The organism is Actinomadura chokoriensis (assembly GCF_041463665.1).
Classification (GTDB): Bacteria; Actinomycetota; Actinomycetes; order Streptosporangiales; family Streptosporangiaceae; genus Spirillospora; species Spirillospora chokoriensis_A.
This window is the reverse complement of record NZ_JAXCEJ010000004.1, coordinates 100,901-122,475: the sequence shown is the minus strand read 5'-3', so window position 1 is coordinate 122,475 and position 21,575 is coordinate 100,901. Positions and strand designations below refer to the sequence as shown.

23 protein-coding genes, 1 tRNA gene and 1 other RNA gene are annotated in these 21,575 nt (G+C 71.5%); 11 read left to right on the top strand and 14 right to left on the bottom strand.

Annotation, left to right across the window (positions count from 1 at the left end):
• Nucleotides 1–30: 30 nt before the first annotated feature.
• The 3 genes from SM418_RS09205 to SM418_RS09195 all read right to left on the bottom strand — a co-directional run bounded on the left by SM418_RS09205 (nt 31) and on the right by SM418_RS09195 (nt 2,193).
• The gene (locus SM418_RS09205; RefSeq protein WP_371940367.1) at nt 31–483 is read right to left on the bottom strand and encodes a PucR-like N-terminal domain-containing protein; all 453 of its coding nucleotides are present in this window, start codon (nt 481–483) and stop codon (nt 31–33) included.
• Entirely contained in the window at nt 480–1,334 is an 855-nt protein-coding gene (locus tag SM418_RS09200) for an SDR family oxidoreductase (RefSeq protein WP_371940368.1), read from the bottom strand. Before SM418_RS09200 ends, SM418_RS09205 begins: the two co-directional genes overlap by 4 nt.
• Nucleotides 1,335–1,446: 112 nt before the next feature.
• Complete coding sequence (locus SM418_RS09195; protein WP_371940369.1) at nt 1,447–2,193, bottom strand: MerR family transcriptional regulator; 747 nt, start codon at nt 2,191–2,193, stop codon at nt 1,447–1,449.
• A 247-nt stretch (nt 2,194–2,440) separates the two neighbouring features.
• Between SM418_RS09195 and SM418_RS09190 the strand changes: the two genes are divergently transcribed.
• Together SM418_RS09190 and SM418_RS09185 are read left to right on the top strand one after the other, a co-directional pair.
• Complete coding sequence (locus tag SM418_RS09190; RefSeq protein ID WP_371940370.1) at nt 2,441–2,713, top strand: hypothetical protein; 273 nt, start codon at nt 2,441–2,443, stop codon at nt 2,711–2,713.
• Between the two features lie 14 nt (nt 2,714–2,727).
• On the top strand, nt 2,728–2,892 hold the full coding sequence (locus SM418_RS09185; protein ID WP_371940371.1) for a hypothetical protein: 165 nt from the start codon (nt 2,728–2,730) through the stop codon (nt 2,890–2,892).
• Between the two features lie 9 nt (nt 2,893–2,901).
• On the opposite strand, the gene SM418_RS09180 is transcribed toward SM418_RS09185, so the two are convergent.
• Nucleotides 2,902–3,132: a hypothetical protein gene (locus SM418_RS09180; RefSeq protein ID WP_371940372.1), complete on the bottom strand. Its 231-nt coding sequence runs from the start codon at nt 3,130–3,132 to the stop codon at nt 2,902–2,904.
• 113 nt (nt 3,133–3,245) lie between these two features.
• Between SM418_RS09180 and SM418_RS09175 the strand changes: the two genes are divergently transcribed.
• The 3 genes from SM418_RS09175 to SM418_RS09165 all read left to right on the top strand — a co-directional run bounded on the left by SM418_RS09175 (nt 3,246) and on the right by SM418_RS09165 (nt 6,875).
• A complete protein-coding gene (locus SM418_RS09175) occupies nt 3,246–3,998 on the top strand; it encodes a MerR family transcriptional regulator (protein WP_371940373.1) in 753 nt (250 codons plus the stop codon).
• 52 nt (nt 3,999–4,050) lie between these two features.
• Nucleotides 4,051–5,814 carry a S9 family peptidase gene (locus SM418_RS09170; protein WP_371940374.1) on the top strand — a complete coding sequence of 588 codons (1,764 nt, stop codon included), beginning with the start codon at nt 4,051–4,053 and terminating at the stop codon, nt 5,812–5,814.
• A gap of 701 nt (nt 5,815–6,515) precedes the next feature.
• A complete protein-coding gene (locus tag SM418_RS09165) occupies nt 6,516–6,875 on the top strand; it encodes a hypothetical protein (RefSeq protein WP_371940375.1) in 360 nt (119 codons plus the stop codon).
• A 111-nt stretch (nt 6,876–6,986) separates the two neighbouring features.
• Here SM418_RS09165 and SM418_RS09160 read toward each other — a convergent pair whose 3' ends face one another.
• From SM418_RS09160 to SM418_RS09150, 3 genes are all read right to left on the bottom strand, one after another.
• Nucleotides 6,987–7,655: a TetR/AcrR family transcriptional regulator gene (locus SM418_RS09160; protein WP_371940376.1), complete on the bottom strand. Its 669-nt coding sequence runs from the start codon at nt 7,653–7,655 to the stop codon at nt 6,987–6,989.
• Nucleotides 7,656–7,805: 150 nt separating this feature from the next.
• Nucleotides 7,806–8,882: an aspartate-semialdehyde dehydrogenase gene (locus SM418_RS09155; RefSeq protein ID WP_371940377.1), complete on the bottom strand. Its 1,077-nt coding sequence runs from the start codon at nt 8,880–8,882 to the stop codon at nt 7,806–7,808.
• Nucleotides 8,883–8,984: 102 nt separating this feature from the next.
• Nucleotides 8,985–10,259 carry an aspartate kinase gene (locus SM418_RS09150; protein ID WP_371940378.1) on the bottom strand — a complete coding sequence of 425 codons (1,275 nt, stop codon included), beginning with the start codon at nt 10,257–10,259 and terminating at the stop codon, nt 8,985–8,987.
• Between the two features lie 391 nt (nt 10,260–10,650).
• Between SM418_RS09150 and SM418_RS09145 the strand changes: the two genes are divergently transcribed.
• The 3 genes from SM418_RS09145 (at nt 10,651) to SM418_RS09135 (ending at nt 12,776) form a co-directional block, all read left to right on the top strand.
• A complete protein-coding gene (locus SM418_RS09145) occupies nt 10,651–11,760 on the top strand; it encodes a hypothetical protein (RefSeq protein ID WP_371940379.1) in 1,110 nt (369 codons plus the stop codon).
• A 156-nt stretch (nt 11,761–11,916) separates the two neighbouring features.
• A complete protein-coding gene (locus tag SM418_RS09140) occupies nt 11,917–12,186 on the top strand; it encodes a peptidoglycan-binding domain-containing protein (RefSeq protein ID WP_371940380.1) in 270 nt (89 codons plus the stop codon).
• 275 nt (nt 12,187–12,461) lie between these two features.
• Nucleotides 12,462–12,776 carry a hypothetical protein gene (locus tag SM418_RS09135; RefSeq protein ID WP_371940381.1) on the top strand — a complete coding sequence of 105 codons (315 nt, stop codon included), beginning with the start codon at nt 12,462–12,464 and terminating at the stop codon, nt 12,774–12,776.
• A 13-nt stretch (nt 12,777–12,789) separates the two neighbouring features.
• On the opposite strand, the gene SM418_RS09130 is transcribed toward SM418_RS09135, so the two are convergent.
• The 5 genes from SM418_RS09130 to SM418_RS09110 form a co-directional block, all read right to left on the bottom strand.
• Complete coding sequence (locus tag SM418_RS09130; protein WP_371940382.1) at nt 12,790–13,335, bottom strand: DUF5063 domain-containing protein; 546 nt, start codon at nt 13,333–13,335, stop codon at nt 12,790–12,792.
• Complete coding sequence (recR, locus tag SM418_RS09125) at nt 13,328–13,927, bottom strand: recombination mediator RecR (RefSeq protein ID WP_021598842.1); 600 nt, start codon at nt 13,925–13,927, stop codon at nt 13,328–13,330. Before recR ends, SM418_RS09130 begins: the two co-directional genes overlap by 8 nt.
• Nucleotides 13,928–14,048: 121 nt before the next feature.
• On the bottom strand, nt 14,049–14,435 hold the full coding sequence (locus SM418_RS09120; RefSeq protein ID WP_371940489.1) for a YbaB/EbfC family nucleoid-associated protein: 387 nt from the start codon (nt 14,433–14,435) through the stop codon (nt 14,049–14,051).
• A 253-nt stretch (nt 14,436–14,688) separates the two neighbouring features.
• Nucleotides 14,689–15,159 carry an iron chaperone gene (locus SM418_RS09115; protein WP_371940383.1) on the bottom strand — a complete coding sequence of 157 codons (471 nt, stop codon included), beginning with the start codon at nt 15,157–15,159 and terminating at the stop codon, nt 14,689–14,691.
• A 49-nt stretch (nt 15,160–15,208) separates the two neighbouring features.
• Entirely contained in the window at nt 15,209–15,664 is a 456-nt protein-coding gene (locus SM418_RS09110; RefSeq protein WP_371940384.1) for a carboxymuconolactone decarboxylase family protein, read from the bottom strand.
• A gap of 185 nt (nt 15,665–15,849) precedes the next feature.
• Between SM418_RS09110 and SM418_RS09105 the strand changes: the two genes are divergently transcribed.
• The gene (locus SM418_RS09105; RefSeq protein ID WP_371940385.1) at nt 15,850–18,315 is read left to right on the top strand and encodes a tetratricopeptide repeat protein; all 2,466 of its coding nucleotides are present in this window, start codon (nt 15,850–15,852) and stop codon (nt 18,313–18,315) included.
• An 80-nt stretch (nt 18,316–18,395) separates the two neighbouring features.
• Here the strand turns inward: SM418_RS09105 and SM418_RS09100 are convergent, their stop codons facing one another.
• Complete coding sequence (locus SM418_RS09100; protein WP_371940386.1) at nt 18,396–20,732, bottom strand: DNA polymerase III subunit gamma and tau; 2,337 nt, start codon at nt 20,730–20,732, stop codon at nt 18,396–18,398.
• A gap of 37 nt (nt 20,733–20,769) precedes the next feature.
• An RNA gene (ffs, locus tag SM418_RS09095) (signal recognition particle sRNA small type) lies at nt 20,770–20,865 on the bottom strand.
• Between the two features lie 59 nt (nt 20,866–20,924).
• On the opposite strand from ffs, the gene SM418_RS09090 reads away from it, so the two are divergent.
• Both SM418_RS09090 and SM418_RS09085 read left to right on the top strand, forming a co-directional pair.
• Nucleotides 20,925–21,269, top strand: a complete 345-nt coding sequence (locus SM418_RS09090; RefSeq protein WP_371940387.1) for a DUF952 domain-containing protein — start codon at nt 20,925–20,927, stop codon at nt 21,267–21,269.
• 10 nt (nt 21,270–21,279) lie between these two features.
• Nucleotides 21,280–21,367: transfer RNA gene (locus SM418_RS09085), tRNA-Ser, on the top strand.
• The last annotated feature ends 208 nt before the right edge of the window (nt 21,368–21,575 follow it).

Here is a 21,575-nt window from a genome sequence, read left to right as displayed (position 1 = left end):
CGAGCAGTACCGGGACCGCCCGGCAGGTGGCTAGTTGTCGCTCAGCAGGGGGTGGAGGCGGCGCGCCACGGCGGGGCGCGCCGCCCGGCGGTAGCTGTCGACCGCGGCTCCGACGATCTCGCTCTCGGCGGTGAACGCGGTCTCCATGACCGCGATGAACTCCGCCGTCGGCGGGTAGAGGCGGGCCGCGGCGCCGGCCGTCCGGCGGACGAGGACGCGGGCGGCGGTGCGCAGCGCGGACTCGAAGTGCCCGACGTCGTGCCCGGCGCACGCCTCGCTGGCACCCAGGGCGCGGAAAACCGGCAGGACGGCGCGCGCCTCGCACGCGCCCGAGTAGGCGGCGATGGCCTCCCGGACGAGGTTGGAGATCTCGCCGGGGCGCAGGTGCGTGTAGGCGGGGACGCGGGCGGTGACCTCGCCGGCGACCTCGGCGGTGATCTCGTCGATGCGGTCGGCGAGGAACCGCTGCAGATCGGGCCTCATGGCAGGTCCCGGGTCTCGTTGGCGGCACCGCCCGCGCCGACGAGGCGGGTGGATCCGCCGGCGGCGAGCCAGCGGTCCTCGGCGCCCGCGAGGCGCCGGCGCGCGTGCCGGGTCAGCACAGCGGGGACGAAACCGCGCACGGCCTGCAGGAACGGCAGCCAGGGCTGGCCGTACACGTGGGCGTGGCGGCGGACGATGCCGGCCACCAGCCGATCGACCGTCGGTTCGAGCGGATACGTGCGGTTGGACGGGAACGGTAGTTTCGCCCGCATCTCGGCGAGCGCGGCGTCCTGGTCGGCGCCCCGCACCATGTCGGTGTCCGTCCAGCTCAGGTAGCCGACGCCCACCCGGACACCGTGGTGGGCGACCTCCGCGCGCAGGCTGTGCGCGAACGCCTCGACGCCCGACTTGCTGGCGCAGTACGCGGCCATCATCGGCGCCGGGCACAGCGCGGCGAGCGACGCGACCTGGAAGAAGTAGCCCCTGCTCTCGCGGAGCGCGGGCAGGAACGCGCGGGCGGTGGCGACGCTGCCGAGCAGGTTGACCTCGATGACGCGGTTGAACGTGCGCGGGTCGGAGTACTCGACCGGTCCGCCGGTGGCGATGCCCGCGTTCGCGATCACGATGTCCACGCGTCCGTAGGCGGCCCTGATGTCGGATGCCGCCTGGGCGAGGGCCGCGTCGTCGGTGACGTCGACCTCCCAGTGCCGGGCGTCCGGGCCGCACGCGGCGGCGGCCTTCGCGAGTTCCTCGGGCTCCAGGCCGAGCAGCGCGACCTTCATGCCGCGGTCGGCCAGCTTGCGGGCGAGCAGCGCGCCGAGCCCGCGGGCGGCGCCCGTCACCACCGCCACCTGGCGATCGTCCGTCCCTGCCACCGTGCGACCCCCTCGCGACTAGTTCCCAGTTCTGACTGGGATAGTTTGCCGAGAGTAACCAATTCCGCGCGGATGCGGTAGGGGTATGTTACCGGCGCGTAGGCCGAATTCGCTGTCTGATCTCCGAAATGTCCTTGGTGAGGCGGCGATCCATCGCGCGGGCGAAATGCTCGTCGGCGACCGTCCGCGCGATGGGCCGCAGCCGGCCGACCAGCTCGGCCAGCCGGTCCAGCCCCTCCGGGGTGGGATCGCCGGCGCCGCGGTCCAGCAGCTCGCCCCTGACCAGCTGGACGAAGCCGAACGCCATCCGGTCGAACGCGGCCTCCAGCTCCCAGCTCATCGCCAGGATCGAGCGCAGCGGAATCCCCGCCCGGGCGAGCTGGACCGCCGCGTCGAGCAGCCGCGGGCTGTGGATCACGACCCGCCCGCCGTCGCGCACGGTGATGTATCCCAGCTCGGCGGCCTCCGCGATGATCTCCGGGGTGAGCCGCCCGTCGAACATCGCGGCCAGCTCCGCCGCGCTCACCTCGGCCGACGCCCGCTCCGCCCAGGGCGTGGCGGCCGCCCACTCGTAGCCGAGCAGCTCGGTGACGTCGCGCCCCTCGCCCGCGGCGGCGAGCAGCTCCTCGATGCCGTCCAGCCGGTAGCCGCGGTCGAGCAGCTCGGCGATCAGCCGCAGCCGCCCGAGATGGGACGCGTTGTAGAGGGCGACCCTCCCCTGCCGGCGCGGCGCGGGCAGCAGGCGCCGCTCCTGGTAGTAGCGCAGCGTGCGGACCGGCACCCCGGCCTCGGCCGCCAGCTCCTCGACCCGGTACTCGCGGCCCTCGTCGGCCATGGCGCTCACCCTAACAATCCGGACTGTAATCATCAGCTCCGCTCGGGCGGCAAACCTATAACCGATCGGCGATCCGGGCATCGCCCGCGTGGCCGCTGATCAGGGGAGGGAGCGGGCCGGCCGCGTGGTCATCGCGTCCCGCGACACCGCGGTTGCGGGTTTTCCCGTATGGCGATCGGTCCGTCAGGCGGGCAGAGTCGTATCCGGCAGCAGGGGACGAGGCCCCTCCGCAGGAAGAAGGCACACGATGTCGAACACGCCGGCCCCCACCTCGATGACCGCCTCCGACCTGGCCGAGATCCTGTTCTGCAGCGGGCTGCAGCAGTCCGACCGTCCCTCCGCCGAGCAGGTCCGGGCGGCGATCGACGCCCGGATCGGGGCCTGCGGCGGAGACAGCTCCGTGTGCGTCGCACTCGTCGCGCAGGAGGCGGGCGACCACCCCGAGACCTACAGCGCCCGGATGCGCTGGGCGCTCGGCATCGTCGCCGCGGCCTACCCCGACGTCCGGACAGCCGCCTGATCAGGGAGAATCCGATGCGTTCAGCATTCACCGACCGGCGCGGGGACATCCTTCCCCGCTCGCTCCGCGAACTGCTCGCGGCCGAGCTCGCCGCTGAGGCGGCACAGGTCCCGAACGGCGAGCCCCGGCGCCGGCAGCGCCGGACCAGGGCCGCCGGCGCGCCCCGTAGTCCTCAGTAGTCGTCGTCCTCAGTGACTCGACTTGGTCTTGCTCTTGGTGGTCTTCTTGTGCTTCGTCTTGTGACCGTGGCCGCTGTCCGTCTCCCACTCGTAGCCGGGCGTGTCGTTCTTGCAGTAGCCGTCGCTGACCTTCGTGTCGGTCGCGTCGTGCTCGCACCACCTGTTCTGACCGCACGCGGTCAACCCGAACGCGGCGACCAGGACGGTCAACGCGAGGGCGGTGGAACGGGGTTTCGGCATGGCGGGCCCTTCTCTGCTTACGGCAACGCAGGTCCGACGTCCGCGGCACGGTTCGCGTTCCGTTGCCGGACGGCGGGCGTGGCGGGCCCAGGCCGCGAACTATGCTGGCGCCCGTGAGCGAAGAGCCGACGGATCATCGTCCCGGCGGCGGTGGCCGCGAGTACCGCATCGGCGAACTCGCCTCGGCGGCCGGCGTCCCCGTGCGGACACTGCGCTACTACCAGGAGCGCAAGCTGCTGCCGCCGCCGCGCCGCGAGGGACGCATCGGCCTCTACTGCGAGGACCACCTCGCCCGCCTCCGCATGATCGGGAACCTGCTCGAACGCGGGCACACCCTGGAGGGCATCCGCGAGCTGCTGTCGGCATGGGAGCAGGGACGCGACATCGGCACCGTCCTCGGCGTCGAGAAGGCGGTCACGACGCCGTGGTCGAACGAGGTCCCGGTCACCATGACGCTGGACGAGCTCGCCGCGCTGTTCCCCGGCGAGGTCGGCCCCGATTCGCTCGAGCGGGCCGTCGCCCTCGGCCACATCGAGGTCGACGGCGACCGCGTCACCCACTGGAGCCGCCGCCAGCTGGACGCGACCGTCGCGCTCGTCCGCGCCGGGGTGCCGCTGGACGAGGTGCTGTCGGCCGGGCAGCAGCTCCAGCGCAGCATGGACGACCTCGCCGCCATGTTCGTCCGGCTGATCGCCGCGCACGTCGTCAACGGCGTCGACGACCAGGACCTCGGCGAGCTCACCGACACCCTCGCCCGGCTGCGTCCCGGCGCCCAGGTCACGGTCGAGGCCGGTTTCGCCCGCGCCATGGACCGCCAGGTCCGCGCCGCGATCGACCAGCTGCTCGACCGCCTGACCACCTCCTGAGCACCCCGAGCGGGCATCCCCGTGTGCGGGCGTCGGCCGGGATACTGGGGGCATGGTCGACGACGAGCGTTGGAAGGCGCGTTTCCGCGCTGCCCGGATGAGCCTGCCCCGATGGGCGCGTGACGCCCCGAACCGCAGCATCTACCGGTCGAACGTGACCGGGACTTGGGAGATCTACACGTGGGACCGGGAAACCGGTGCGCAGCATCAGATGACCGATCGTCCCAACGGCACGTGGATGGGAACCGTCGACCCGTCCGGCGAATGGGTGTGGTGGTTCGCGGACACGGACGGAGACGAGTTCGGCGTATGGAACCGCATCCCTTTCGGGGGGACGGAGAGTGTCCCGGCCGTTCCCGGCCTGGAGCCGTCGTATCCGTCTGGGCTGTCCCTGGGCCGCAGTGGCCTCGCCGTCGTCGGACGGACGACCGAGCAGGGCAACACCATTCACCTGTGCCCGCCAGAGGCGTCGCCAGAGGTGCTCTACCACCATGCGGAGGACGCGCACGTCGCCGCCCTTTCGCGCGATGAAACCCTCGTCGCGATAGGGCACAGCGAGCACGGCGACAGCCGGCACATGGCGTTGCGGGTGCTGCGCCCCGACGGGTCCACGGTCGCCGACCTGTGGGACGGGCCCGGCAAGGGCGTCTACGGCGCCGGATTCGCCCCAGTGGAGGGCGACTCGCGGCTCCTCGTCAACCATGAGCGGCGCGGCCGCGACGAGATGCTGATCTGGGACCCGGTCGCCGGCACCGAGCATGAGATCGTCCTCGACCTGCCCGGCGAGATCGGCGCCGGCTGGTACCCGGACGGGACGGCGCTGCTGATCTCCCATTCGCATGAGGCGCGCGACGAGCTGTACCGGTACGACCTGGCGGGCGACACCCTGACCAGGATCGACACCCCGCGCGGGGTGATCGGCGGCGCCGATGTCCGGCCGGACGGGACGGTCGAGTTCTCCTGGTCGTCCGCCGCCGAGCCGCCGGTGATCCGCTCCACGTCCGGGGCAGTCGTCCTCACCCCGCCCGGCCCGCCCGCGCCGCCGTCCGTCCCGGTCGAGGACGTGTGGGTGGACGGCCCCGGCGGCCGCATCCACGCGCTGGTCAGCAGGCCGGACGGCGACCGCCCCTACCCGACCGTCTTCGACGTGCACGGCGGGCCGACCGCGCAGGACGACGACTCGTTCGTGCCGACGGCGGCCGCCTGGGTCGACCACGGGTTCGCGGTCGTCCGCGTCAACTACCGGGGCTCCACCGGATACGGCTCGCAGTGGCGGGACGCCATCGAGAGGCGCGTCGGGACCACCGAGCTGGAGGACGTCAAGGCCGTCCGCGACTGGGCCGTCGAGTCGGGCCTCGCCGACCCGGCGCGGCTCGTGCTGACGGGCGGCTCGTGGGGCGGGTTCCTCACGCTGCTCGGCATCGGCACGCAGCCGGACGACTGGAGCGTCGCCGTCGCCGCCGTCCCCGTCGCCGACTATGTCGCCGCGTACGAGGACGAGATGGAGGGCCTGCAGGCGTTCGACCGCTCCCTGTTCGGCGGCTCGCCGGACGAGGTCCCGGACCGCTACCGCGAGTCGTCCCCGATCACCTACGTCTCGCGGGTGAAGGCGCCGGTGCTGATCCTGGCCGGGGAGAACGACCCGCGCTGTCCCATCCGGCAGATCGACAACTACCTCGGCCGCCTCGCCGAGCTGGGCCTCCCGCACGAGGTGTACCGCTACGACGCCGGGCACGGCTCGCTCGTCGTCGAGGAGCGGATCACGCAGATGGCCGCTGAGATCGGCTTCGCCCGGAAGCATCTCGGTATGTCGTGATCTTTCCGGGGGACGGGCGGGCGGCCGCCCGTCCCCCGGGGTTTACAAGATCGAGGCCCCGGGCATTCTCGGGTCGGCCGTTGATCAGGACGGCCGGCCGGCCCCCCGTAATCGAAGATCACCGATCGGGGGACCGCATGACAGGTCTTCGGCACGCCCCTGCACCCGTCCGGCACGCCTTCGCGGACCGAATACCGAGGCCGCACCGCCCGGGCTTCCGCCTGACCGCCCTGGCGACGGTCATGACCCTCGCTGCCACGCCCCTCGCCTCCCCACCCGGACGCGCCGCTGCCACCCGCGATGACCGTCCTGCCGCCGACGCGGCCCCCGCCCGGCTGATTTCGGCGCAAACCCGCCACACGACTTCGGCCGCAGACACCGGCCCGGCCGCCGGCACCGAAGCCGGGCACAGCATTCCGGAACGGTTCCGCTTCCCGGCCCCCGATGTATCTGCCCGCCTGGTGAGCACGGGCCGACTCCCGGAGTTCGCACCGGCGCTGAAGCCCAGTCGCGCAACGCCGTTCCGTCCGGCATGGCCTGCGCGCGGTGCGGCCCGGCGCTCCGCGCCCGGCGGAGAGCCGAGCCTTTCGGCCTCGCGCGCCCATGGCGCGCTGGGAAGGCCGCTGTCCGCGCGAAAGCAGGACGCCACAGCACCGGAGCAGCCGCATGAGCTGCGTCTGAAGCAGGAGTCCGCCGCGTACATGCTGCGCGACAACGGGATCGGCCGGCGGTCGACCGGCGGCTGCTCTGACCGGACGGTCACGACCTGCACCTCGCTCAAGGGCGTCCGCCGGGGGACGGTCAAGGGCCTGATCGGCTTCGCCGGGTCGAGCGGCTGCAAGATCACCGTCACGGGCGGTACCGAGCGCGGTCACGCGAGCGGCGACTACAGCCACGCGAACGGCTACAAACTCGACATCGCCCCCGGGCGGTGCGTGGACGCCGCGATCAGGCGCTACCCGTCCACCGGCAGGCGCGGTGACGGCGCCCGGCTTTACCGCTCACCGGACGGCGCCGTCTTCGCCCGCGAGAAGGATCACTGGGACATCACCTTCCGCTGACGACCCGGGACGATCGGCCCGCGGAACCCCGGCATTGGCCCACGGAGTCCCGGCATCGCGAAAGCGGCGACGGCCACCAGCCGGGCCCCGGACAGGGGGGAGCGCCGCGGTTCAGGCGCGGACCTCGCGGATGATCCCCACCAGCTCCCGCGTCACCGACTTGAAGCCCGGCAGCCGCGACATCGCCACCATGCGGTTGACGAGCGGGACCGTCCGCTCGACGAGGAGGTAGGTCTTGCGGCAGCCCGGCGAGCTGTCGTGGACCCAGTAGAGGACGATGCCCATCGAGTAGATCCACAGGAGCTCGGGCAGCTCCGCGCGGAACTCCTTGTCGATCTTCAGGTCGGAGCCCTCGACGACCTCGCGGTAGATCGCGACCGCCGAGTCGCGGGCCGGCCCGGACTCGGCGCTGAACGGGTTGAGCGGGCTGGTCGGCTCCGCGGCGAACTTGAAGAACTTCCCGGCGAACTCGTGGTAGGGGACCATCGTGTCGACGCGGGCCCGCAGAACGCCCAGCAGCCGCGGCGCGAACTCCGTCTCGGTGTCGAGGACGGCCCGGCAGGCGGCGAGGTGCTCGTCCTGCAACTCGTCGTAGTAGGCCTGGATCAGCTCTTCCTTGGAGCCGAAGTAGTAGTAGGCGTTGCCGACCGAGACGCCCGCCTCCTTGGCGATCGCCCGCATCGTCGTCGCCTCGTATCCGCGCTCCCGGAACAGGCGCAGCGCCGTCTCGACGATCGCGGCCCGCGTCTGCTCGGACTTCACGGCCTTCGTCTCGGTCACGCATGCCACCCTAAGCCCGCATGCGACGTCCCGCTCATGCCACGAACCGCCGTCCACCGCAACCTCGTTCCCTGAACCGGCCTTCGCCAGGCGCGACCGAACCGTCCGAAGAGCACGGGCCGCCTCCACGGGCAGGCAGGCCGGGCGCCGTCAGGCGGTCACGTCGCGGGCTATCAGTTCGGCGATCTGGACGGTGTTGAGCGCGGCGCCCTTGCGCAGGTTGTCGCCGGAGAGGAACAGGTCGAGGGCCCGCGGGTCGTCGAGCGAGCGGCGGACGCGTCCCGCCCAGGTCGGGTCGGTGCCCGCGACGTCGGACGGCGTGGGGAACTCGTGCGTCTCCGGGATGTCGCACAGGACCACGCCGGGCGAGCGGGCGAGGATCTCCTGCGCCTCGCGCTGACCGGTGCGCTCCTCGAAGACGGCGTGCACGGCCATCGAATGCCCGGTGATCACCGGGACGCGGACGCACGTCGCCGACACCTTCAGGCCGGGCAGGCCGAGGATCCTGCGGGTCTCGTCCCGCAGGCCGACCTCGTCGGACGTCCAGCCGCCGTCCTCGCCCGTCCCCGTCCAGGGGATCACGTTGAGCGCGAGCGGCGCCGGGAACGGGCCGAGGTCGCCGACCACGCCGCGGACGTCGCCCGAGCGGTTGCCGAGCGCCCGGTCGCCGCCCACCTTCTCCAGCTGCGCGTACAGGGTGTCGATGCCGTGCCGCCCCTCGCCGGACGCCGCCTGGTAGGACGCGATGACCAGCTCCCGCAGCCCGTACCGCGCGTGCAGCGCGCCGACCGCCACGATCATCGAGAGGGTCGCGCAGCCGGGACCCGCGACGATGCCTCTCGGGCGGTCCCGCACCCGCTCGGGGTTCACCTCGGGGACGACGAGCGGGACGTCGCCCGCGGCCCGGAACGCGCGCGACCCGTCGACCGCCACGGCGCCGTGCCGGACCGCGACCGGCGCCCATGCGGCGGCCACCCCGTCCGGCACCGCGAACATCGCCACGTCGACGTCCTCGAAGACCTCCGGCGCGAGCGCCAGCGCCTCGACCGGATCGCCGCGCACCTGGAGCGTCCGCCCGGCGGAGCGTTCCGATCCGACGAGGCGGATCTCCCCGTACACGTCCCGGCGGGTGGACAGCAGGTCGAGCATCACCGTGCCGACCGCCCCGGTGGCGCCGACGACCGCGAGGGTCGGCAGCCCGGAGCCTGAGCCCCTCGTCGCACTCACATCCTCAGAACTACCGCCGTCCGCGCCCGGTTCCCGAAGGACCGCGCGGGCGCGGGAAGTTCCCTGCCGGCGCGGCTCTCGGCCGGCGCGGCCCTCGCGAGCTCAGCGGCCGGTGCCGCCGTAGACGACGGCCTCGACCTGCTCGGCGTCGAGGTCGAAGGCGTGGTGCGCGGCGGCGACCGAGGTGTCGACGTCGTCCTGCGCGACGACGACCGAGATCCGGATCTCCGAGGTGGAGATCATCTCGATGTTCACCCCGGCGTCGGCGATCGCGCTGAACAGCTTGGCGGTGACGCCCGGGTGCGAGCGCATCCCGGCGCCGATCAGCGAGACCTTGCCGATCCGGTCGTCGTAGCGGAGCGCCTCGAAGCCGATCCGCTCCTTCAGCTTGTTGAGGGCGGTGAGCGCGCTCTGCCCGTCGGTGGCCGGCAGGGTGAACGAGATGTCGGTCCGCCCGGTGGACGCCGCCGACACGTTCTGCACGATCATGTCGATGTTGATCTCGGCGTCGGACAGCACGGTGAAGATCGCGGCGGCCTCACCGACCTTGTCCGGCACCCCCACCACGGTGATCTTGGCCTCGCTCCGGTCGTGCGCGACGCCGGAGATGATCGCCTGCTCCATGTCCTGTCCTTCGATCTCGCTGCTGTCGACGACCCACGTGCCCTCCTTCTGACTGAACGAGGACCGCACATGGATCGGAATGTTGTAGCGGCGCGCGTACTCCACGCAGCGCAGATGCAGGATCTTCGCCCCGTTCGCCGCCATCTCCAGCATCTCCTCGTAGGAGATCTTCGGGATCTTGTGCGCGGCGGGGACGATGCGCGGGTCGGCGGTGAAGACGCCGTCGACGTCGGAGTAGATCTCGCAGACATCGGCGTCCAGCGCGGCGGCGAGCGCGACCGCGGTGGTGTCGGACCCGCCGCGGCCGAGCGTCGTGATGTCCCTGGTGCCCTGCGAGACGCCCTGGAACCCGGCCACGATGCAGATCGAACCCTCGTCCAGCGCGGTCCGGATCCGGCCCGGCGTCACATCGATGATCTTCGCTCTGCCGTGCGAGCCGTCGGTGATCACACCCGCCTGCGAGCCGGTGAACGAGCGGGCCTCGTGGCCCAGGTTCGCGATGGCCATGGCCAGCAGCGCCATCGAGATCCGCTCGCCCGCGGTGAGCAGCATGTCCAGCTCGCGGGCCGGCGGCAGGGGGCTGACCTGCTTGGCCATGTCGATGAGATCATCCGTCGTGTCGCCCATGGCGGACACGACGACGACCACGTCGTTTCCGGCCTTCTTCGTAGCGACGATGCGCTGGGCGACCCGCTTGACGCCTTCGGCGTCGGCGACGGAGGAGCCACCGTACTTCTGCACGACAAGGGCCACGGGTGGGCGCTCCTCGGATCGGGGTCAGACGTTCCGGACGACGAGTCTACCGAGCCCCGCCCGATGGATCACAACGAGGTAACTTCCGCCCGTGGCCGGCGCCGTCGTGCTCGCAGTCCCCCGGGCGCCCGCATCGTGCCCGCGAGGGCGCCTGCAGGAGATGTCCGCCCCTGACACACAATGTACCGTGACATGAATTCCATGGGGCATAAGTAGAATTATCCTGATTGTTGGCTCCGGTCACGATGCGCGGGCGAGTGGCACACCGAGGGAGGCCCTGCGCATGAGCCGGCGGAAATCGCGAATACCTTTCGTGTCCCGATTCTCCGAATGGAGCCGCGAGCGCCCCTCCTGGATGCTCTGCGAAGCAGTTCGCGCGAACGCCAGGGAATTGGAAGCATCGCTGAAGGCCGTCCAGGCGAAGCGACCGGGTTCCGCCGAGCGCGCGCACCTCGTGTTCCACGCCCGCCAGGCATTGGACAGGGCGCGCACCGTCGTCGACTTCAACAAGCATCGGCGGGGCCCGACCGCCTCACACGTGACCACGGCGCAGATGCACGTGAATTCCGCGCGCACCATGTGGTTGAAGGCGCTCCCCGTCGAGGATCTCGCACCCCACCTGCCGGACCTGTTCGCCGTCATCAAGCAGCACCTCCCGGCCGGCGACACGCGCAGGATCGCCGCCGAGGACGTCGCGCGGAACATGGAGCAGGCCCGGCAGGCGAACAAGGACCTCAAGCCGTCCTCACACGAGTTGCGCGCCGTGCTGGAGGCCGTCGACGCCGCCCGGGAGGCATCGCTCAGGGAGAAGATGCGCGCCGTGAGCTTCGTGCGCATCGTCCAGTGGGTGACGGTCCTCCTGTTCTGCCTGGCGATCGGCATCGCCGTGGTCGGGTTCATCTGGCAGTCCGCCGTGCCGCTGTGCTTCACGCCGACGAACGGTTCCCAGGCGGGGTCCGTCATCGTCTGCCCCAGCAGGTCACGCGCGGTGCCCTCCGGCGCCCAGGCAGGGCCGCTCGTCGGCCGGGTCGCCACACCGGCGGACTACGCCATCGTCGAGATCGCCGGGCTGACGGCGGCCAGCATCGCGGCGGCCACCGCCCTGCGCAAGGTCCGCGGAACCTCGAACGGCTTCGGCATCCCCGTCGCGCTGGCCCTCCTGAAACTCCCCACCGGGGCGCTCGTGGCCGTGCTCGGGCTCCTTCTCCTGCGCGGCCAGTTCCTCCCGGGGCTGAGCGCCCTCGACACGTCCGCCCAGATCATCGCCTGGGCGATCATTTTCGGCTACGCGCAGGAGCTGTTCACCAAGTTCGTGGACAGGCAGGGCCAGGCGGTACTGGAAGGCGTGCGCGGAACCGCCGATCCGGAGCCGGAGCGGGAGATCGCCGCCCCGGCCGCGTCGGCGACCACGCCCACGCCGCCGGTACCGCCGGTGCCCCCGCCGAGCAGCGACGGCGCACGGAAGACCCGGTTCATGCCGGGCATGCCGGGCCGGCATTGAAGGTTGAATGTTCCATTTTTCAGCGCTTTGTCTGATATTCACCAAAGAATATCGTGACCCTACCTTTTACTTAATTCTGCCCTGGCCGACCTTGATACGTAAATGCTTCGGACGAATAGTGAAGAGGAGGGTAGCCGACGCACCGAAAGGACGATCATGACCGAGCACAAAGTTCAGCAGTCCGCAAAGGCCCCGCCGTGGCCCGGGCGATACATCAAGCAGCCGCCGCCCATGAAGGGCGATGACGTCCGCACCTGGCAGATGCAGATGCGCAAGCGCGGTTGGACGAGCGTCGTCGTCGACGGCATCTACGGCCCGCATTCGGAGGAGGTCTGCCAGGCCTTCCAGAAGGAGAAGAAGCTTCAGGTCGACGGCATCATCGGCCCGAAGACGTGGGACGCGACCTGGACCGCGCCGATCACGTGACCCGGCGTGGCACCCGGCGTGCCACCGCGATCACCGGAGGCGGACGTGCCGAACCCGTACGGCACGTCCGCTGACGCATGTCCCGCCCAGCAGGCCCTCCCGCATGCCCGCCCACCCACATTGCCGATCTTCTTCGCGGACCTCCCGGAAGTGGGGCAAGGCGTCTATGTAGTGGCGGGGGGCCGTGGTGCACCCCGTCCACTGGCGATCCGCCCTGCCCACGCCGGCACCCGCTCGGGGCGTGCGCGGCGGTGACCGAGCCGATGGGAGGGCCGATGGCCGCGTTCGATGAGCTGCCGCGCATGCGCAGGGGGCCGCTTCACGCGCTGTACGCGGCGCTGCGGCGGCGTGCGCCGCAGGTGTCCGCGGCACGACCGGACGCCGCCGGGGGCGGCACTGGGGACGGCGCAGGTGCCGGGCTGCGCGTCGCGTACCGCGGGCAGGCCGCCGTGGTCGTCTGGGACGACGACCTCGGCCAGTACGGGTGGAGCTTCGGTGACGCCGGCCGGCTCGGCTCGGATGTCGAGAAGGCCGCCGAGCTGGTGGCGTGGACGCTGGGCGCCACGGTGAGTTCCGGCGGCGCCGACTAGCCGAGCCGTGGTGTCAGGCGGTGGCGGCTTCGGGGGCGACGTCCAGGCGGGTGTTGGCGAGGAAGGCGTGCAGGGCGCGCAGGGCCGCGCCCGCGTGGTTGCCCCAGTGGTTGAAGTAGGAGTACTGCCACCACCACAGCGCTTCCAGAGGACGGTCCTGGTTGTAGTGGCGAAGCCCGTGGACGAGGTCGCTGGCGACGTCGACCAGGTCGTCCGACAGGCGGTAGGACGTGGTCTCGGTGTCCTTGTAGGGGTCGAACACCTCGACGTACTCGTCCAGCGCGACGAGGCGTTCGGACAGGCCCTGCCGGACGGCGTCGAGGTCGGGGTCGTCGCCGACCTCCGGCTCCCAGTTGTCCGGGAGGATGACGTCGGCGCTGGCGCCGAGCTGCGCACCCGCCAGGATGACCTGCGACACTTCGAGGAGGAGCAGCGGGATCGCGTGCGCCCCGCCGTCGCCGCGGGCGACCGCCTCGAGTCCGTTCAGGTAGTTGTCGACGTGGCACGCCACGCGCTCGGCGAGGGCGTTCCAGTCCTGCGGGCTGTTGGTGTCAGACATCGAGCAGCCTCCGTCCTTCGAATGCGCGGCCAAGCGTCACCTCGTCTGCGTATTCGAGGTCGCCACCCACCGGCAGGCCGCTGGCCAGACGGGTGACGGTGATGCCCATGGGCTTGACGAGCCGGGCGAGATACGTCGCGGTCGCCTCGCCTTCCAGGTTGGGGTCGGTGGCGAGGATCAGCTCGGTCACCGTCCCGTCCGCGAGCCGCTGCATCAGCTCCCGGATGCGCAGGTCGTCCGGGCCGACGCCCTCGATCGGGCTGATCGCGCCGCCGAGGACGTGGTAGGTGCCGCGGAACTCGCGGGTCTTCTCGATCGCGACGACGTCCTTGGACTCCTCCACGACGCAGATGATGTGGGGGTCTCGGCGCGCGTCACGGCAGATCCGGCATTCCTCTTCTTCGGCGACGTTCCCGCACGTCTTGCAGAACCGGACCTTGTCCTTGACCTCCTTGAGCGCCTTGCCGAGCCGTTCGACGTCGGCCGGGTCGGCGGCGAGCAGGTGGAAGGCGATCCGCTGCGCGCTCTTGGGGCCGACGCCGGGCAGCCTGCCCAGCTCGTCGATGAGGTTCTGGACCACCCCTTCGTACAACGGACCCCTCCTTTCCTAGTCTCCGGTCATCCAGGTCATTCTGGTCAACCAGGTCGTCGTCCTGGTCTGCACGGCACGATTGTCCTGCTCGTCCTGCTCGCGTCCGCTGGTCGTTCGCCGGTCAGGAGCCCTGGCCGCCGAGGCCGGGGAAGCCGCCGGGGAGGCCGCCGCCTCCGCCGCCTCCGCCGAGGCCCGGAATGCCGCCTCCGCCACCGAGCCCCTGAGCGAGCGGACCCATCTTCTCCTGCTGCAGCTCCTGCGCCTCGCGGACGGCGTCCCGGATCGCGGCGAGGACGAGGTCGGCGACGGTCTCCGCGGTGTCGGCCGGGTCGTCGACGTCGATGGCCTTCGGGTCGATCGACAGGCCCATGACCTCGCCCTGCCCGTTGACCGTGGCGGTGACGAGCCCGCCGCCGGCGGTCCCCTTCACCTCGGCCTCCGCGAGTTCGCGCTGCGCGGTGAAAAGCTGCTGCTGCATGGCCTGCGCCTGCTGCAGCAGTTCCTGCATGTTCAACTCACCACCGGGTTCCACGGTGCACTCCCTCTTCCGGCCCCCGAGGGCCTTCTCTCTGGCGCTCCGCCAGCCTCCGGACGTCCGTCCCCCGAGACTACGGGTTCGCGCCATGATGCGGTAAGTACGCCCGTCACGATCTTGGCGAGAGGACTCCCACACCAACGGCACGCCGAACAACCCGCTCAGGCCGGGTGCCCGGGGATCGCACCCCGGGCACCCGGCCTTTCGACGCCATCGTCCGGAGTCGTCAGCTCGCCGCCCGCTTCACGAGCTCGGTGATCTGGGCCTCGCTGCCGGCGGTCAGCTCCGTCAGCGCGAAGGCCGTCGGCCACAGGACGCCGTCGTCGAGGCTCGCCACGTCGTTGAAGCCGAGGGTCGCGTAGCGGGCCTTGAACTTCGCCGCGCTCTGGAAGAAGCAGAGCACCTTCCCGTCCTTGGCGTAGGCGGGCATCCCGTACCAGAGCTTCGGGACGAGGTCCGGGGCGGCGGCCTTGACGATCTCGTGGATGCGCTCGGCGATGGCCCGGTCCGCGTCCCCCATCTCGGCGATCTTCGCGACGACGTCGCGCTCCCCGTCCGCCCTGGCCTTGCCGCCGCGCGCCGCCTTCTTCAGCTCCCGGGCGTGCTCCTTCATCGCGGCCCGCTCTTCGTCGGTGAACCCGTCGAACTTGGCGGCGGTGGTCTTGGTGCTCTTGGTGTTCTTCGGCGTCGCGTTCATGCTGGGGTCTCCCTGTGCCTCGGTCGGTCGGTGGCGGAAGGCCGGGTGGTCAGCCCCACGCGCCGGCGATCTGCCGGGTGGTGGCGTTGAGCCGGTTGAACAGGTTGGTGACGCCGATCATCAGGACGATCGCGGCGAGCTGCTTCTCGTCGAAGTAGGTGGCGGCGGCGTCCCAGAGCTCGTCGCTCACCGCGTCGGGACGGTCGGCGAGACGCGTCGCGGCCTCGGCCAGCGCGAGCGCCGCGCGCTCCTCGTCCGAGAAGTACGGGGCCTCCCGCCAGGCGGCGACCGTGGCCAGCCGCTCGTCGCTCACGCCCGCCTTGCGGGACGTCTTGGCGCCGGCGTCGACGCAGGCGCTGCACCCGTTGATCTGGCTGACGCGCAGGTGCACGAGTTCCAGGATCTGCCCGTCCACCCCGCCGGAGTGCACGGCCTTGAAGACCTCCTGGATGGGCCCCATCGCACCGGGCAGGACGACGGCGGGGTTCTGCATACGGGACTGCATCTCGGTTTCTCCTCTTATGGGCCGGTGCCCCGTTCCTTCGGGGCATGACCCCATCACAGCCGGGCGGGCCTACGATGACGATGGCGGTGGGACGCCCTGGGACAGCTGGAACGGCTCTGAGCTGCGGCGATACGGCCCAGAGAACTCCCGCCAGGATGGGACGGCGGGGCGGGGGAACGGTGGTCATGCAACAGCCGGCGCGGAACGCCGAACCTGAGGAGGAACTCGCGGCCCGGCTGCGCCTGATCCAGGAGCTGTCCGGACGCGGCGTCCGGGCCCTCGCGCGGGACACGGGCCTCAGCTCGTCGTCGCTGTCGCGCTACCTCAGCGGCCAGACGGTGCCGCCCTGGCCCGCGGTGATCGCGCTCTGCCGCCTGGTCAAGCGCGACCCCCGCCCGCTGCGTCCGCTGTGGGAGCGGGCTTCCAACCCGCTGCCGGCGCCGCCGAAGACCAGCCGCCAGGTCCAGCCGCCGCCTCCCGGAGCGCCGCGCCCCGCCCGCAACGATCTGCCGCGCGACGTGCCCGACTTCACGGGACGCGAGGCGGAACTCGCCGCCGTGCTCGCCGCCGTGGAGAGCGACCGGGTGGTCGCCGTCGACGGCATGGCGGGCGTCGGCAAGACCTGCCTGGCGGTGCACGCCGCGCACCGCCTCACCACCGGCTACCCCGACGCCCAGCTGTATGTGGACCTGCACGGGTTCACCACCGGACGGGAACCGCTCGGCCCCGACCCCGCGCTGCGGACGCTGCTCGCCGCCCTCGACGTCCCGTCCGAGAGGATCCCGCAGGACGGCGGCATCGAGGCGCTGGCCGCCTGCTGGCGGTCGGAGCTGGCGCATCGGCGGGCCGTCGTGGTGCTCGACAACGCGGTGGACGCCGAGCAGGTCCGTCCGCTGCTTCCGGGCGCGGGCCCGTCCGTCGCGCTGATCACCAGCCGCAACCGGCTGCTGGGTCTGGACGAGGTGCCGCCGGTGTCACTGGACGTCCTGTCTCCGCGGGAGAGCGCCGAGCTGCTGGCCCGCGCCTGCGGCGACCCGGGCGGATCAGACGGCCGGGTGGCCCGCGAACCGGAATCGGCCGCCGAGGTGCTGCGGCTGTGCGGCCATCTGCCGCTGGCGCTGCGGCTGGCGGCGGCGCGACTGCGGCACCGTCCGGGCTGGACCGTCGGGATCCTCGTCGAGCGGCTGGCGGAGGGGGCGACCGAGTTCGACACGGCGTTCGCCATGTCCGTCCGGCAGCTGGACCGGGCGCGGCAGCGCTTCTTCCGGCTGCTGGGCCTGCTGCCCGGCTCGACGTTCGACGAGTACGTCGCGGCGGCGCTGGCGGAGGTACCGGTGCGCTCTGCCCAGACCATGCTGGAGGACCTGCTCGACGCGCACCTCGTCCAGCAGCCGTCGGCGGGCCGCTACCGGCTCCACGACCTGGTGCGCCAGCACGCGCGCCGCGCCGCCGCCGAGCAGGACTCTCCCGCGGATCTGGAACGGGCGCTGGGCCGCGTCCTCGACTACTACGTGCACACCGCTGCCGCCGCCGATGGCGCGATGTCGTACCTGTCCCCCGCCCGGGAGGTGTCCGCCGGTCGGCCTCCGTCCGAGTTGCCGAAGTTCACCGGCAAGCATGCGGCGCTCCTCTGGTTCACCACGGAGTACGCCAACCTGATGGCCGTCTTCGAGGCGGCGGCGGGCGCCGGAGCCGACGCGCACGTGTGCGAGCTGCCGCGTTTCATGCGGGCCTACTTCGCGCGGCGCTGCGGAACCACCCACCTGAACGTCCTGTTCGAGCACTCACTTGCCGCCGCCGAACGCCTGGGGGATCCGCTGCAATTGGCCGAGGCGCACAGCGACCTGGGCTTCGCCCGCTACAACGCGGGCCGGATGGCGGAGGCGGACGCCGCCTACACCGCGGCGGCACCGCTGCTGTCCCAGGCCGGGGACACCCGCTCCGAAGCCGAACTGGCCATGCGCCGCGGCTACCTGGGATGGGACGAGGGCCATGTCGAGGAGCCGCTCGACCTGTTCCGGCTGGCGGGCGAACTGTACGCGGACGCGGGCTGCCCGATGGGCTCCGCCCACGCGACCGCGTACGAGGCCTGGGCGAGGCTGCAACTGGGAAACCGCGAGGAGGCGGCACGTCTGGCCCGCAGTGTGCTGGACATCCCGCACACCGATCCTGCATGGCCCCCGGTGCTGACGGCCCGGATCACCCTCGGCGTGGCCATCGCCCACGACGAGCCGGGCGAGGCCACAGAGCAGCTAGAGCAGGCACTGGCGGCGTCCCGCGAGGACGGCCACAGGCACAACGAGGCCTGGTGTCTCAACTGCCTGGGCGTCGCGCTGCGCCACATGGGCCGGTACGAGGAGGCGCTGACCGCCCACCGCCAGGCGTTCACCCTTCTCGACGAGCTGTTCGAGGAACACTGGAAGATCCACTTCCTGAACGGCTACGCCGAGACCTGCCGCCTGGCAGGCCTCCCTGATGAAGCGCTGCCCCTGCACCGCCAAGCCTTGGACCTGGCCCCGAAACTGGGCTACCGCTACGCGGAGGCCCTGGCCCACGAGGGAATCGCCGCCATCCTGGTCTCAACGGCGCCGTCCACCGCCGCCGACCACCGCACGGCTGCCCGATCCATCCGCCAGGCCCTCACCCCCTGACGGCCGCGCCGCGCGAAGCCGTTCACCCAACGTCCTCGGGCTTGCTCAGCCTTCGCGCGATAGGGCGCTAAGACGTGGCCTTACAAGGACGAGTTGTCGATCTCGCGGATGATCTGGCCGCCGAGTTCGCGCTGGATGAGGGCCATGCCGTTCATCTCGGCCTCGCTGCCGTCGGCGTCCGCGTCGCCTTCGGGGTCGACCTCGTCGCTCTCGTCCACGGGCATGGGTTCGGGGGGCGGCGGAGGCTCGTCCGGAGGCGGCGGCATCGGCCCCGGGTCTGCCTGCCTCGACGTCCTCTCGCCGTTCGCCGGGCGGGGGACCGGGTTCGGGGACGTGTTCGACCGCGCGCCCTGGGACGCGGACTGCGGCGCTCGGGCCTGTTGCGCGTCACCGAAGCCGCCGGATGGGGCCGCCCCTCCGCCGTTTCCAAATCCGGAGGAGGACGACGGAGAGCCGAAACCGCTGCCGGGGCCGTTGCCTGGACCATTGCCGGCGCCTGGTCGTCCGCCGCCTCCGGGGCCCTGGTTCGGGGGACGTCCGCCCCCGGCGCCGCCTCCGCCCACAACGGTCTCGATGCGCCAGTCGACGCCCATCCGCTCCTTGAAGACATCGCGGAGGACGGTGTCGCGACCGCCGTTGACGAAGCCAAGACGGCGCCCTTCGGCATCGAAGCCCAGTGTCAGCACCTTGCCGTCGAGCGACACCGGCTGCACCCCGGACATGATGACCATCCAGGTGGCGCGGCTCTTCTGCTTGACCGCCTCGACGACGTCGGGCCAGAGCCGCTGAACGGCGGAGAAATCGAATCCGCCCTCGGCGGCCGCAGAAGACGCCCCAGAGGGGGTCTGGGCGGAGCCTGACGCGTTCTGGGGGTGGCCGGAGGTGTTCTGGGGAGAGTTTGACGTGTTCTGGGCGGAGCCTGATGTGTTCTGGGCCGGGCCAGCCGAGGTCTGGGCGGCACCCGCGCCGGGTGCGCTGTGGCGGTTATCCACAGAACCGCGTTCTGGCGGTGCCGTGGGGGGGCGGGGGTTGACACTAGAAGTGGGGTCGCCCCCCTGGGCGGGCGGGGGTTGCTCTCCTCGCGATTGAACTACCGCACCGCGTTCCTGTTCCTGGACCGGTGCTCCTTGCACTGAGGGCGCGGGCGGAGGCGCGGGCGGGGCAGGCGCGGGCGGGGCAGGCGCGGGCGGGGCAGGCGCGGGCGCGAAAGCCTGCGTCGGGCCGCCCCCGCCGCCCTGGCCCCCGGCGAAGCCGCCTTGGCTGGCCTGGCGTTCCAGGCGGTCGAGGCGGGCGAACATCGACGCCTCGTCCTCGTACGCCGCCGGCAGCAGGATGCGGGCGCAGATCAGTTCCAGCAGCAGCCGCGGGGACGTGGCGCCGCGCATCTCGGTGAGCCCGGTGTGCAGCAGGTCCGCAGCGCGCGTCAGCTCGCCCGGCCCCATCGAGGACGCCTGGCGCCGCATGGCCTCCAGTTCGTCCGGCGGGGCGTTCAGCAGGCCCGAGCCGCCGGCCTCCGGGAGGTTCGACAGGATCACCAGGTCGCGGACGCGTTCCAGCAGGTCGGTGGTGAAGCGGCGCGGGTCCTGGCCGCTCTCGATCACGCGGTCGACGGCGGCGAAGACGGCGGCGCCGTCCCGCGCCGCGAAGGCCGCGATGACCTCGTCCAGCAGGGCGGAGTCGGTGTATCCGAGCAGCGAGACGGCTCCCGCGTACGTGATGCCCTTCTCGTCCGACCCGGCGAGCAACTGGTCCAGGATCGACAGCGTGTCGCGCGCCGACCCGGCTCCCGCCCGCACCGCCAGCGGCAGCGCGGACGCCTCGTACGGTACGTTCTCCGCCTGCAGGATCTCCTCGACGAGTTCCTGCAACACTCCCGGCGGGATCAGCCTGAACGGGTAGTGGTGGGTCCGGGACCGGATCGTCCCGATGACCTTTTCCGGCTCGGTGGTCGCGAACACGAACTTCAGGTGCGGCGGCGGCTCTTCGACGAGCTTCAGCAGCGCGTTGAAGCCGCCGCTGGTGACCATGTGCGCCTCGTCGATGATGTACACCTTGAAGCGCGCCGACACCGGAGTGAAGAAGGCACGTTCCCGCAGGTCGCGGGCATCGTCGACGCCACCGTGGGACGCGGCGTCGATCTCGATCACATCGATGTGCCCGGTCCCGGACGGGCCGAGCGCGACGCATGAGTCGCACTTGCCGCATGGTTCGGGGGTCGGTCCCTGCTCGCAGATCAGCGAGCGGGCGAGGATCCGGGCGCTGGACGTCTTGCCGCAGCCGCGCGGACCGCTGAACAGGTACGCGTGGTTGATCCGGCCGTTGCGCAGCGCCTGCTGCAGGGGCTCGGCGACGTGCTCCTGCCCCTTCAGCTCGGCGAACGTCGCTGGCCGGTACTTGCGGTACAGCGCCAGACTCATCGGGGCCCGCCCTCCTGGAGAAGCAGAGCGTCAGAAGCGAAAGGACCCCCCGCACACCCGCCAGAGCCTGTTTATCCTTGCTGCCTTCCGGCCCTGGGGAGGTTCACAGGGTGACGCCATGCGAGGGGTCTGCTCAGAGTCTATGACATCCCCGACCCTGGATTGCCACGCTTCCCGCGTAGTCTCCGCCTCATGCCCACCTCGCCCCAGGACACGCTCCTGCACATCGCCGAACGAACGCACTGGGAATCCGCTCGCGCCACCGGTGTGTCGTACACCATGTCGACGCTGGGCCGGACGCTGGACGAGGAGGGCTTCATCCACTGCTCGTCCGACATGGCCCAGGTGGACGGCGTCCTCGCCCGCTTCTACGGCGCCGTCCCGAGGGAAGACCTGGTCCTGCTGCTCATCGACGTGCCCCGGCTGGACGTTCCCGTCCGCTACGAGCCCGTTGGCGGCGACTTCTTCCCGCACGTCTACGGACCGATCCCGGTCTCCGCCGTAATTGAGGTCAGGTCACTGCCCGGGAACCGGTAGGCTTTCCCGTGGAGGATTCGCCTAGTGGCCTAGGGCGCACGCTTGGAAAGCGTGTTGCGTGCAAGCGCTCGCGAGTTCGAATCTCGCATCCTCCGCCACACCGAGGCCGGTGCCCGACGCGGGCACCGGCCTTTCGCATCCGCACCGCACGCTGGACCGCGCGGCCACCCGCCAGCCGACGGACGGCGCAGCGATGCGCATGAGGATCCCGCCGCGCAGCTCAAGCGCCCGGGCGACGCGTCCGCCCCCCGGTCCGCCCCCTGATCCGCTCCGTCAGTTACGCCGCGTTCGGCGCGAAGACCCGCG